Here is a 13,276-nt window from a genome sequence, read left to right as displayed (position 1 = left end):
GGACCAGATTTCCAAGGTGCTTTGCATGAAGCCCCAAAGGTGATCTTGGACGGACCGTTGCGGACCCCGAGTCGGGGCAGCTGCCCCGGCAAAATGAGCCGGAGGGTCAAACCTCCCAACTTGGAGTGTAACTGTGGATAGAGCCCAGAAAGAGAAAGTGGTCGACGAGCTCGGCCAGATCTTCGAAAGCTCTGGCGTCGTGGTGGTTGCCCACTACGAAGGCCTGACGGTTGCTGAAATGCAGGACCTGCGCGCGAAAATGCGTGAAGCGGGCGGGTCTGTGCGCGTTGCCAAGAACAAGCTCGCCAAGATCGCCCTTGCGGACAAGCCGTGCGAAAGCATCGCTCAGTACCTCACGGGCATGACTGTGCTTTCCTATTCCGAAGATCCGGTCGCAGCTGCGAAAGTGATCGTGGAATACGCCAAAGGGAACGAGAAACTCTCGATCCTCGGCGGCGCTATGGGGAATGATGCACTTGACGTCGCCGGTGTTAAAGCCGTTGCAGCTATGCCGTCGCGTGAAGAGCTTATCGCTCAGATCGTGTCGTGCCTGGGTGCACCCGCTTCGAACATCGCCGGTGCCATTGGCGCGCCTGCTTCGAACATCGCGGGCATTCTCTCGACCATCGAAGAGAAAGCTGCGTAAGCAAACTGTTATGGCCTTCGTTGTGGCTTGAAGCCCGACGTTGGAAAACCCAAATCTTAGGAACTGAGTAAAATGGCTGATCTGAAAAAACTCGCCGAAGAAATCGTTGCTCTGACGCTGCTGGAAGCGCAAGAGCTGAAAACCATCCTGAAAGACGAGTACGGCATCGAGCCGGCAGCCGGTGGCGCCGTCATGATGGCTGGCCCGGCAGCAGCTGCTGAAGCGGCTGAAGAAAAAGACGAATTCGACGTCGTTCTGGTTGACGCTGGTGACAAGAAAATCAACGTCATCAAAGAAGTTCGCGGCATCACCGGTCTTGGCCTGAAAGAAGCCAAAGAACTCGTTGAAGGCGGCGGCAAAGTCAAAGAAGGCGCCAACAAAGCGGAAGCCGAAGAAATCAAGAAAAAGCTCGAAGAAGCAGGCGCAAAAGTCGAACTCAAGTAATTGGGTTCGGTGCGTATGCATCGAGTTTGACACTAGGCTGGGTCCGGAGTTTCCGGGCCCAGCCGAACCTGTCTCGGAGAGTGCTTTTGCTGAAAAGTGTTCTCCAAGGCGGCGTTCGCGGCTCGGGAGCTGACCGGTGGGACGGTTGGCAGGTATGGAGCCGCCCCCCTTATCGCCAGGCGTTGCGCAATGGGCCCCGACATTGCGCCGCACGCGAAAAGACGAAAGGTGACGACGAGCATGGCTCAAGCTTACGTTGGTCAAAAGCGCATTCGCCGCTACTACGGTAAGATCCGCGAAGTCCTCGAAATGCCGAACCTCATCGAGGTTCAAAAAGCATCCTATGATCTGTTCCTGCGCTCCGGCGAAGGGGAGGGGCATCTGGATGGCGAAGGCATCAAGGGTGTTTTCCAGTCGGTTTTCCCGATCAAAGATTTCAATGATAATGCGATTTTGGAGTTCGTGAAATACGAGCTCGAAAAGCCGAAATACGACGTTGAGGAATGCCAGCAGCGCGACATGACCTACAGCGCCCCGCTGAAGGTCACCCTGCGCCTCATCGTATTCGATGTCGACGAGAACACCGGTGCGCGTTCCGTGAAGGACATCAAGGAACAAGACGTGTTCATGGGCGACATGCCCCTGATGACCAAAAACGGGACCTTCGTCGTGAACGGGACCGAGCGGGTTATCGTCAGCCAGATGCACCGTAGCCCGGGCGTGTTCTTCGACCATGACCGCGGCAAGACCCATTCCTCGGGCAAGCTGCTGTTCGCATGCCGGATCATTCCGTATCGCGGGTCGTGGCTCGATTTCGAATTCGACGCCAAAGACCTCGTGTTCGCACGGATCGACCGCCGCCGGAAACTGCCGGTGACGACGCTGCTCTATGCGCTTGGTATGGATCAGGAAGGCATCATGGATGCCTATTATGACACTGTAACCTACACCTCCAAAGGGCGTCAGGGCTGGGTCACCAAATTCTTCCCCGATCGTGTGCGTGGCACCCGTCCGACCTATGATCTGGTCGATGCGGATTCGGGCGAAGTGATCTGCAAAGCGGGCGACAAGATGACCCCGCGTATGGTCAAGAAGATCAAGGACGAAGGTCAGATCACCGATCTTCTTGTGCCCTTCGACCATATTCTGGGTCGCTTCTGCGCCAAGGATATCGTCAACGACCAGACCGGCTTCATCTATATCGAAGCAGGCGACGAGCTGACCGCGGAATATGACCGCGATGGCGATCTGGTGGGTGGTTCGGTCAAGACCCTGATCGATAATGGCATCACCGAGATTCCGGTGCTGGACATCGACAACGTCAATGTCGGTCCCTATATCCGTAACACGCTGGCCGCCGATAAGAACATGAACCGCGATGGCGCGCTCATGGATATCTACCGCGTTATGCGTCCGGGCGAGCCGCCGACCGTCGAGGCCGCGTCGAATCTGTTCGATTCGATGTTCTTCGACAGCGAGCGTTACGATCTTTCCGCTGTTGGCCGCGTGAAGATGAATATGCGTCTGGATCTGGATGCCCCCGATACCCAACGGACGCTGCGTCCGGCAGATATCGTGGCCTGCATCAAGGGTCTGGTGGAGCTGCGCGACGGCAAGGGCGAGATCGACGATATCGACCACCTCGGCAACCGTCGTGTCCGTTCGGTCGGCGAGCTGATGGAAAACCAGTATCGCGTCGGTCTGCTGCGCATGGAGCGTGCGATCAAGGAACGTATGTCCTCGGTCGAGATCGACACCGTGATGCCGCAGGATCTGATCAACGCGAAACCGGCAGCGGCGGCTGTGCGTGAATTCTTCGGCTCCTCGCAGCTGTCGCAGTTCATGGACCAGACCAACCCGCTTTCGGAAGTCACGCATAAGCGTCGTCTCTCGGCCCTCGGCCCGGGCGGTCTGACGCGTGAACGTGCAGGCTTCGAGGTGCGCGACGTTCACCCGACCCATTATGGCCGGATGTGTCCCATTGAGACGCCGGAAGGTCAGAACATCGGTCTGATCAACTCGCTGGCAACCTTCGCCCGTGTGAACAAATACGGTTTCATCGAAACCCCGTATCGCAAGGTTGAAGACGGCAAGGTCACGGATGACGTGGTCTATATGTCGGCTACCGAAGAGATGCGCCACACCGTGGCTCAGGCAAACGCTGACCTCGACGAGGAAGGCCGCTTCAAGAACGAACTCGTCTCGACCCGTCAGGGCGGCGAATTCATGCTCAACCCGAACGAAGCGGTCGATCTGATCGACGTTTCGCCGAAGCAGCTTGTTTCGGTCGGTGCGGCACTGATTCCGTTCCTTGAAAACGACGACGCGAACCGCGCCCTGATGGGGGCGAACATGCAACGTCAGGCCGTGCCGCTGATCCGTGCCGAAGCGCCCTTCGTGGGTACCGGTATGGAAGCGACCGTGGCACGCGACTCGGGGGCTGCGATCTCGGCGGACCGTTCGGGCATCATCGACCAGGTCGATGCGGCACGTATCGTTATCCGTGCGACCGAAGACCTCGAGCCGGGCGATCCGGGCGTCGACATCTACCGTCTGCGCAAGTTTAAACGTTCGAACCAATCCTCCACCATCAACCAGCGCCCGCTGGTGAAAGTGGGCGAGTCGGTCGTGAAGGGTCAGGTTATCGCTGACGGTCCCTCCACCGATCACGGCGATCTGGCCATCGGCCGGAACGTGGTCGTGGCCTTCATGCCGTGGAATGGCTACAACTACGAAGACTCGATCCTGATCTCCGAGCGTATCCACAAAGACGACGTGTTCACCTCGATCCATATCGACGAATACGAAGTTGCGGCCCGCGATACGAAGCTTGGTCCGGAAGAGATCACCCGCGATATCCCGAACGTCGGTGAGGAAGCCCTGCGCAACCTCGACGAAGCCGGCATCGTCTATATCGGTGCCGAAGTCGGCCCGGGTGACATTCTTGTCGGTAAGATCACGCCGAAGGGTGAAAGCCCGATGACGCCGGAAGAAAAACTTCTGCGCGCCATCTTCGGTGAGAAAGCGTCCGACGTGCGCGATACCTCGCTGCGTCTGCCGCCGGGTGCCTATGGGACCATCGTGGAAGTCCGCGTCTTCAACCGTCATGGTGTGGACAAGGACGAACGTGCGCTGCAGATCGAGCGTGAGGAAGTCGAACGTCTGGGTCGCGACCGCGATGACGAGCTCGCCATTCTCGAGCGCAACATCTACGCCCGTCTGCGTTCGATGATCATCGGCAAGACTGCGGTCAAGGGCCCCAAAGGCATCAAGCCGGGTTCCGAGATCACGGTTGACCTGCTGGCAACCCTGTCGCGCGGCCAATACTGGCAGCTCGCACTGGAAGACGAAGCCGACGCGAAAGAAGTCGAGGCTCTGAACGACCAGTACGAGGCGCAGAAGAAGGCGCTGGATCTGCGTTTCGAAGACAAGGTCGAGAAAGTCCGTCAGGGCGACGATCTGCCTCCGGGCGTGATGAAGATGGTCAAGGTCTTCGTGGCTGTGAAGCGCAAGCTTCAGGCAGGCGACAAGATGGCAGGCCGCCACGGGAACAAGGGTGTTGTGTCGAAAGTCGTTCCGGCTGAAGACATGCCGTTCCTGGCCGATGGTACGCCGGTCGACCTCGTTCTGAACCCGCTGGGCGTGCCTTCGCGGATGAACGTCGGTCAGATCCTTGAAACCCATATGGGTTGGGCCTCGCGCGGTCTGGGCCTTCGCATCGACGAGGCGTTGAAAGACTATCGCAAGTCGGGCGATCTGACGCCGGTGCGCGAAGCGATGCGCTATGGCTATGGCGACGAGACCTACGAGGACGCCTTTGCCGAGATGGAAGACGAGCGTTTCGTGGAAGCGGCAGAGACCGTACGCACGGGGGTTCCGATTGCCACGCCGGTCTTCGACGGTGCGAAGGAAGAAGACATCAATGACGCGCTGCGTCGTGCGGGCTTCGACACTTCGGGTCAGTCGGTGGTCTTCGACGGTCGGACCGGTGAGCAATTCGCTCGTAAGGTCACCGTGGGCGTGAAGTACTTCCTGAAGCTTCACCACCTCGTCGACGACAAGATGCACGCGCGTTCGACCGGTCCGTACTCGCTTGTTACCCAGCAGCCGCTGGGTGGTAAGGCGCAGTTCGGTGGTCAGCGTCTCGGGGAGATGGAGGTCTGGGCTCTGGAAGCTTATGGCGCCGCCTACACCCTGCAAGAGATGCTCACCGTCAAGTCGGATGACGTGGCAGGCCGGACGAAGGTCTATGAATCGATCGTCAAGGGCGAGGACAACTTTGAAGCCGGCGTGCCGGAATCCTTCAACGTTCTCGTCAAAGAGGTCCGGGGCCTTGGCCTCAACATGGAACTCCTGGATGCGGAGGATGACGAGTAAGGGGGCCTCCCCCTTACTTTCCCCCGCCTCTGCTGCCCCCTAACAAGGATTTTCAGATGAACCAGGAAATCACGACCAATCCGTTCAACCCGCTGGCACAGCCCAAGCAGTTTGACGAGATCAAGGTGTCGCTGGCATCGCCGGAACGGATCCTCTCGTGGTCCTACGGCGAGATCAAAAAGCCGGAAACCATCAACTACCGCACGTTCAAACCCGAGCGTGACGGTCTGTTCTGCGCCCGTATCTTTGGCCCGATCAAAGACTACGAATGCCTTTGCGGCAAATATAAGCGCATGAAATATCGCGGCGTTGTCTGCGAGAAATGCGGTGTGGAAGTCACACTGCAAAAGGTCCGTCGCGAGCGTATGGGCCATATCGAACTGGCCGCGCCCTGCGCCCATATCTGGTTCCTCAAGTCGCTGCCCTCGCGCATCGGCCTGATGCTGGACATGACGCTGCGCGACCTCGAGCGTATTCTCTACTTCGAAAACTATGTCGTCATCGAGCCGGGTCTGACCGACCTGATGTATGGCCAGTTGATGACCGAAGACGAATATCTCGACGCGCAGGACCAGTATGGCGCAGATGCTTTCACCGCCAATATCGGTGCTGAAGCGATCCGCGAGATGCTGGCAGGGATCGATCTGGAAGCGACCGCAGAAACCCTGCGCGAAGAGCTGAAAGAAGCGACCGGCGAGCTGAAGCCGAAGAAGATCATCAAGCGTCTGAAGATCGTCGAGAATTTCCTCGAGTCGGGCAACCGTCCCGAGTGGATGGTGCTGACCGTTCTTCCGGTGATCCCGCCGGAACTGCGTCCGCTTGTGCCGTTGGATGGTGGCCGCTTCGCGACCTCGGATCTGAACGATCTCTACCGTCGTGTGATCAACCGGAACAACCGTCTGAAGCGCCTGATCGAACTGCGTGCGCCCGATATCATCGTGCGTAACGAAAAGCGTATGCTGCAGGAATCGGTCGATGCGCTGTTCGACAACGGCCGTCGTGGCCGCGTGATCACGGGCACCAACCGTCGCCCGCTGAAATCGCTGTCGGATATGCTCAAAGGTAAGCAGGGCCGCTTCCGTCAGAACTTGCTCGGTAAGCGCGTCGACTTCTCGGGTCGTTCGGTTATTGTGACCGGTCCGGAACTCAAGCTGCACCAGTGTGGTCTGCCGAAGAAGATGGCTTTGGAACTCTTCAAGCCCTTCATCTATTCGCGCCTCGAGGCCAAGGGCCTGTCGAGCACCGTGAAACAGGCGAAGAAGCTTGTCGAAAAAGAGCGTCCGGAAGTTTGGGATATCCTCGACGAGGTCATCCGCGAACACCCCGTCTTCCTGAACCGCGCACCGACGCTGCACCGTCTTGGCTTCCAGGCGTTCGAACCGACGCTGATCGAAGGCAAGGCCATCCAGCTGCACCCGCTCGTCTGCTCGGCGTTCAACGCGGACTTCGACGGTGACCAGATGGCTGTGCACGTCCCGCTGAGCCTTGAAGCCCAGCTGGAAGCGCGCGTCCTGATGATGTCGACGAACAACGTTCTGTCGCCCGCAAACGGCGCGCCGATCATCGTTCCGTCGCAGGATATGATCCTTGGTCTTTACTACCTGACCATGGAGCGCAAAGGCATGAAGGGCGAAGGCATGGTCTTCGGCTCGATCGAAGAGATGGAGCACGCGCTGAACGCGGGTGAGCTGCATCTGCATGCCAAGATCCACGCCCGCGTGAAGCAGATCGACGAGACCGGCAACGAAGTGTTCATCCGCTTCGAGACCACTCCGGGCCGTCTGCGCCTTGGGTCGCTCTTGCCGCTGAACGCGAAAGCACCCTTCGATCTGGTGAACCGTCTTCTGCGGAAGAAAGACGTGCAGAATGTCATCGACACCGTCTACCGTTATTGCGGCCAGAAAGAGTCGGTGATCTTCTGTGACCAGATCATGTCGATGGGCTTCAAGGAAGCGTTCAAGGCAGGGATCTCGTTCGGTAAGGACGATATGGTGATTCCGGATACCAAGTGGACCATCGTCAATGATGTCCGCGATCAGGTGAAGGATTTCGAACAGCAGTATATGGACGGCCTGATCACTCAGGGCGAGAAGTATAACAAGGTTGTCGATGCATGGTCGAAATGTAACGATCAGGTCACCGAAGCCATGATGTCGACCATTTCGGCTGCGAAATATGACGAGAACGGTGCCGAGATGGAACCGAACTCGGTCTATATGATGGCCCACTCCGGTGCACGGGGCTCGGTCACGCAGATGAAGCAGCTGGGCGGTATGCGCGGTCTTATGGCCAAGCCGAACGGCGAGATCATCGAGACGCCGATCATCTCGAACTTCAAGGAAGGTCTGACCGTTCTTGAATACTTCAACTCGACCCACGGTGCCCGTAAGGGTCTGTCGGATACGGCACTGAAGACGGCAAACTCGGGTTACCTGACCCGTCGTCTGGTGGACGTGGCGCAGGACTGCATCGTGCGTGCGCATGATTGCGGCACCGATAAGGGGATCACGGCTTCGGCAGCGATCAACGATGGTGAAGTGGTTGCGCCGCTGTCCGAGCGTGTTCTGGGCCGTGTGGCTGCAGATGACGTTCTGGTTCCGGGCTCGGACGAGGTGCTGGTGCGCCGCAACGAACTGATCGACGAGCGTAAAGCCGATCAGATCGAGGCGGCCGGCGTGCAGTCGATCCGTATCCGTTCGGCGCTGACCTGTGAGGCGGAAGAGGGCGTTTGCGCACTCTGCTATGGTCGTGACCTTGCGCGCGGGACCATGGTCAACCAGGGCGAGGCCGTCGGTATCATCGCGGCACAGTCCATCGGTGAACCCGGGACCCAGCTGACGATGCGGACCTTCCACATCGGCGGTGTGGCTCAGGGTGGCTCGCAATCCTTCCTCGAGGCAAGCCAAGAGGGTAAGATCGAGTTCCGCAATCCGTCGCTCTTGGAAAACGCCAATGGTGAGCAGATCATCATGGGCCGGAACATGCAGATCGTGATCGTCAATGACCACGGCGAGGAACTGGCAAGCCACAAGGTCGGCTATGGTACCCATGTCTTTGTGAAAGAAGGCGATGTGGTCAAGCGCGGCACCAAGCTGTTCGAATGGGACCCCTATACCCTGCCGATCATCGCCGAGAAGGCCGGTAAAGCGAAGCTCGTGGACCTCATCGCGGGTCTGTCGCTGCGCGAGGACACGGACGAAGCAACCGGTATGACGCAGAAGATCGTGTCCGACTGGCGTTCGTCGTCGCGTGCAAAAGACCTCAAGCCGGAGATCTTCATCGTTGATCAGGATGGCGAGCCGGTCCGCAATGATGCGGGTCACCCGGTGATCTATCCGATGTCGGTCGATGCGATCCTTTCGGTTGACGAGGGGCAGGACATCCGTGCCGGTGACGTGGTCGCCCGTATCCCGCGCGAAGGCGCGAAGACGAAGGACATTACCGGTGGTCTGCCGCGTGTGGCCGAACTCTTCGAAGCCCGTCGTCCGAAGGATCACGCGATCATCGCCGAGATCGATGGCTATGTGCGCTTTGGGAAAGACTACAAGAACAAGCGCCGCATCGCGATCGAACCGCGTGAAGAAGGTCTGGATGCCGTCGAATACATGGTGCCGAAAGGCAAGCACATCCCGGTGCAGGAAGGCGACTTCGTGCAGAAGGGTGACTACATCATGGACGGTAACCCGGCACCGCATGACATTCTGCGCATCATGGGGATCGAGGCTCTGGCCGGATACCTCATCAACGAAGTGCAGGACGTCTATCGTCTGCAAGGTGTGAAGATCAACGATAAGCATATCGAAGTGATCGTGCGCCAGATGCTGCAGAAGATCGAGGTGCTGGATTCCGGCGACACCACGCTTCTCAAGGGCGAGCATGTCGACAAGGTCGAGTTCGACGAGGTCAATGCCAAGGCAGAGGCCCGTGGGGTTCGTCCGGCGCATGGCGAGCCGGTTCTGCTGGGGATTACCAAAGCCTCGCTGCAGACCCGTTCGTTCATCTCGGCGGCGTCCTTCCAGGAAACCACCCGCGTTCTCACCGAGGCATCCGTCCAAGGTAAGCGCGACAAGCTGGTTGGCCTGAAAGAAAACGTCATCGTGGGTCGTCTGATCCCGGCAGGGACGGGCGGGGCCACCAGCCAGGTCCGTCGTGTGGCAAGCGAGCGCGACAGTGTCGTGATCGAGGCCAAGCGCGCCGAGGCAGAGCAGGCGGTTGCGCTTGCTGCACCGTCGAACACCGATAGCGGTGCCGATTTCGGTGTTGTCGAAACGCCGGAAAGCCGCGACTGAGACCGGTCTGACTGAACTGGCATGGGGCCTCGCTGCATCAGCGGGGCCCTTTGTCGTGAACGTGTATAGCGGTCGGGCTGCGTCCCCGTTAGAGACAGCGCAAGATATACATGACATGGCTGTCACCCCAGTGTTACAGGGGAATGGCAAGAGCGCGATCAAGAAACGAATGCTGCGGTAGATGACAGAGCTGACGATAATAATTCCCGCCAAGAACGAAGCCGAGAATATTGCGGCGCTGGTCGATGAGATCCATAGCGTGTGTGAGGCACGGTATGACTACGAGGTGATCGTCATTGATGACGGTTCTACCGATGCGACCGGGCAGATCCTCGCGGAGCGCCTGCAAAGCGATGCGCGGTTGCGGCTGTTGTCCAACCGGCAGTCTGGTGGGCAAAGTGCGGCCGTCCATAGCGGTGTGCTTGCTGCGCGCGGGCGGATCTGCTGCACGCTGGATGGCGACGGGCAGAACCCGCCCCCCGACATTCCGAAACTCGTCGATGCGCTGCTGGCCGATCCCGAGGCGGGGCTTGTTGCGGGCCAGCGGGTCGGGCGGCAGGACACATGGTCGAAGCGGTATGCTTCGAAATTTGCCAATGCGCTGCGGGCGCGGGTTTTGCAGGATGGCACGCGCGACACGGGCTGTGGCCTCAAGGCGTTCCGCCGCGATGCGTTTTTGCTGATGCCTTTCTTCAACCATATGCACCGCTATCTGCCCGCGCTCTTCGCGCGCGAAGGGCTACGGGTGCTTCTGGTCGATGTCAGCCATCGCCCGCGTCTTGGCGGGCAGTCCAACTATAACAATTTCCAGCGTGCGATGGTCGGGATTGTCGATCTGTGCGGTGTGGCATGGTTGCTGCGCCGGAAAAAGACCGCCCGCCCGACCGAGATTCTGGTCAAGGAGACCGGCCTATGATCGACCATCTGTTGAAGCTGTTCCATGTCGAGAATGGCACAGAGCTGGCGTGGGTGCTGTTCGGCCTGTCGGCACAGCTGATGTTTACCGCGCGCTTTCTGGTGCAATGGATCGCGTCTGAAAAGGCACAGGATTCGGTGATGCCGGTGGCATTTTGGTATTTCTCGCTTCTGGGCGGGGTGATGCTGCTGTCTTACGCGCTTTATCGCCATGATCCGGTCTTCGTGCTCGGGCAGGCGCTTGGGGTGGTGATCTATTCACGCAATCTATGGCTGATCCATGCAAAACGCCGTCGTGACAGCTGAGAAGGCATGGTGGCCGCGCGCGCTGGCGGTTGTCGCGCTCATTACGGCGCTGCGACTGCTGGCGTTGGCCTTCAACAAGGCAGAGCTCTTTGTTGACGAGACCCAATATTGGTTCTGGGGCCAGAATTTCGATTTCGGGTACTATTCCAAGCCGCCGCTGATCGGCTGGCTGATCCGTGCGGTAACCGATCTGGCGGGCAGTTCCAGCCCGTTCTGGGTGCGGATGCCGGGAGCGGTCCTGCATGGCGTGACAGCACTGGTTCTGGGCCTGACCGCCGCGCGGCTCTTCGATGCGCGCACGGCCTTCTGGACCGCGCTGACCTATGTGACCCTGCCATTCGTGGCGCTCGGGTCGTTGCTGATATCGACCGATACCGTCATGGCGCCGTTTTTTGCCGGCGCGATCCTGTTCTTTGTCCGGACCTGCCAGACGCGCGGGGCAGGGAGCGCGGTGCTGACGGGGCTCTGTGCCGGTGCGGGCTTCATGGCGAAATATGCCGCGATCTATCTGATCCCCGGCGCGCTACTGGCGGCGCTTGTCCTGCGCGACTTCCGCCCCGGCTGGCGCAACAGTCTGTTGATGGTCGTAGCCTTCGGGGGGGTGATTGCGCCCAATGTGCTCTGGAACCTGACCCATGACCTGACGACCGTCGAACATACGATGGATAATGCGGGCTGGGTGCGAACGGGGGCCCATCTGAACTGGGGGTCGCTGGGGGAATTCTTTGCCAGCCAGTTCGGGGTGTTCGGGCCGGTGTCCATGCTGGCCCTGCTATGGGGCTATCTGCGTCCGGCCAATGGCCCGCAGAAGGCGCTGGCGCTGCTGTCGATCCCTGCCTTGGCGGTGGTTCTGGTGCAGGCGTTGCTGGACCGTGCCTATGCGAATTGGGCGGTCGGTGCCTATTTCGCGGGGACCATTCTGGCGGTTTCGGTGCTGGCACCGCGCTGGCGCAGGATCGCCGTTGCCGTCAATCTGGTGCCCTGTGTGCTGCTGCCTGTCCTGACATTGCTGGCCCCCTGGCCGGAGGTTGGCGGCAAGCCGCTTCTGCAGCGCTATCTTGGCCGCGCCGAATTGAGCAAGGCGGCATTATCGCTGGCCCATAGCGCCGGTCTGCCACTGGTGTCGGACAATCGCGATGTTCTGGCCGATCTGTTCTATCAGGGGCGCGATGGTCAGGTGCCGATCTATGCCGTGCCGCCCGAGGGACGTCCGCGCAGCTATTACGAACAGATGCGCGCCATGCCCGAGGGGTTAGGGCCAGTGCTTCTGATCGCTACGCAAGCACCCGCAGCCTGTCAGGGGGGCGAAAGCGCGGCACTTCCGCGCAGCGGCTACTGGGCGCGCTATGATATGCGGGCGTGGTATGTTGAGGCGGAGTGTCTGTATGCGCGCTGATACCTATCGCCGGACCGGTCTTTGGCTTTTGATCATGTGGACGGTGGCGGTCTGTCTGTTCGAAGCCTTTCCGCAGATCGATCTCTGGGTGACGGCGTTATTCTACACGCCAAAGCTCGGGTTTACGGCGGGGTGGCTGGATCCGGTGCTGGAATATCTGCGGCAACGGATCTGGGATCTTTCGGTCCTTCTGGCCGTGGTCTCGCTGGTCATGGTCGGGCTCTGCGCCGTCTTGCGCCGCCCGCTGCTGCGCCTGACCTTGCGCGATTGGGCATGGATCATGCTCAGCTATCTCATCGGGCCGGTGATCTTGGTCAATGGCCTGTTCAAAGCCTATTCGGGGCGCGCCAGACCTGCCGAGATCCTGCCTTTCGGCGGCGAACACCTGTTTACACGGGCGTGGCAATTCGCGGATCAATGCACAAGCAACTGCTCCTTCGTTTCGGGCGAGGGGGCGGCGGTCGTGATTCTGTCCTTGGGGCTCTGGCTGGTCGGGCGGCGCTGGTGTGGCGCGCGCGGTCAGGCCCGCGCGACAGGCTGGGCGTGGGGGCTTTCGGTCTTTGTGCTGCTACAACGCCTTGTTACAGGGCGACATTTCCTGTCGGATCTGACATTTGCGGCGCTGATATCGCTGACAATCGCCTGGGCGCTCTGGGGGCTTTTGCAGAACGGCGGCAAACGCCGTGCAGAGTTGACAAAGGCGGGGCAAGAGCCTATACGCCGCCCATCCCCACGGGCCTGAAAACCGTGTGGGAGACTGAAACATCGGTGGTATCACTCCGGACCCATGTCCGTCCTCCCGTGTTTCGCACGCAGTCTTCCGAAGCGACATGCGGACGGAGATTGCGATTTGGCGTTTGTGCGAATGGGCGCATGACGCTGTCGAGAAGTGGCGCCATCATC

Annotated in this window: 8 protein-coding genes; all 8 read left to right on the top strand. The window is 59.6% G+C overall.

Annotated features, from left to right (window positions below; translation table 11 throughout):
• The first annotated feature begins 133 nt into the window (after positions 1 to 133).
• The 8 genes from rplJ to RPE78_RS03410 all read left to right on the top strand — a co-directional run bounded on the left by rplJ (position 134) and on the right by RPE78_RS03410 (position 13,115).
• Positions 134 to 646 (top strand): 50S ribosomal protein L10, encoded by a 513-nt coding sequence (rplJ, locus tag RPE78_RS03445; RefSeq protein WP_339108102.1) that lies wholly within the window; start codon positions 134 to 136, stop codon positions 644 to 646.
• 72 nt (positions 647 to 718) lie between these two features.
• A complete protein-coding gene (rplL, locus tag RPE78_RS03440; RefSeq protein ID WP_339108101.1) occupies positions 719 to 1,090 on the top strand; it encodes a 50S ribosomal protein L7/L12 in 372 nt (123 codons plus the stop codon).
• Between the two features lie 240 nt (positions 1,091 to 1,330).
• The gene (gene rpoB, locus RPE78_RS03435; RefSeq protein WP_339108100.1) at positions 1,331 to 5,467 is read left to right on the top strand and encodes a DNA-directed RNA polymerase subunit beta; all 4,137 of its coding nucleotides are present in this window, start codon (positions 1,331 to 1,333) and stop codon (positions 5,465 to 5,467) included.
• A 56-nt stretch (positions 5,468 to 5,523) separates the two neighbouring features.
• Complete coding sequence (rpoC, locus tag RPE78_RS03430; protein ID WP_339108099.1) at positions 5,524 to 9,756, top strand: DNA-directed RNA polymerase subunit beta'; 4,233 nt, start codon at positions 5,524 to 5,526, stop codon at positions 9,754 to 9,756.
• A 181-nt stretch (positions 9,757 to 9,937) separates the two neighbouring features.
• Positions 9,938 to 10,672, top strand: coding sequence for a glycosyltransferase family 2 protein (locus RPE78_RS03425; RefSeq protein WP_339108098.1), 735 nt, complete (start codon positions 9,938 to 9,940; stop codon positions 10,670 to 10,672).
• The gene (locus RPE78_RS03420) at positions 10,669 to 10,977 is read left to right on the top strand and encodes a lipid-A-disaccharide synthase N-terminal domain-containing protein (RefSeq protein WP_339108097.1); all 309 of its coding nucleotides are present in this window, start codon (positions 10,669 to 10,671) and stop codon (positions 10,975 to 10,977) included. The genes RPE78_RS03425 and RPE78_RS03420 overlap by 4 nt, the downstream gene beginning before the upstream one ends.
• The gene (locus RPE78_RS03415; RefSeq protein WP_406721235.1) at positions 10,967 to 12,373 is read left to right on the top strand and encodes an ArnT family glycosyltransferase; all 1,407 of its coding nucleotides are present in this window, start codon (positions 10,967 to 10,969) and stop codon (positions 12,371 to 12,373) included. Before RPE78_RS03420 ends, RPE78_RS03415 begins: the two co-directional genes overlap by 11 nt.
• Positions 12,363 to 13,115 (top strand): phosphatase PAP2 family protein, encoded by a 753-nt coding sequence (locus RPE78_RS03410; protein ID WP_339108095.1) that lies wholly within the window; start codon positions 12,363 to 12,365, stop codon positions 13,113 to 13,115. The genes RPE78_RS03415 and RPE78_RS03410 overlap by 11 nt, the downstream gene beginning before the upstream one ends.
• Positions 13,116 to 13,276: the final 161 nt, after the last annotated feature.

It is taken from the genome of Thioclava litoralis, assembly GCF_045278885.1.
GTDB lineage: Bacteria > Pseudomonadota > Alphaproteobacteria > Rhodobacterales > Rhodobacteraceae > Thioclava > Thioclava litoralis.
This window is presented reverse-complemented; position numbering and strand designations above follow the sequence as displayed.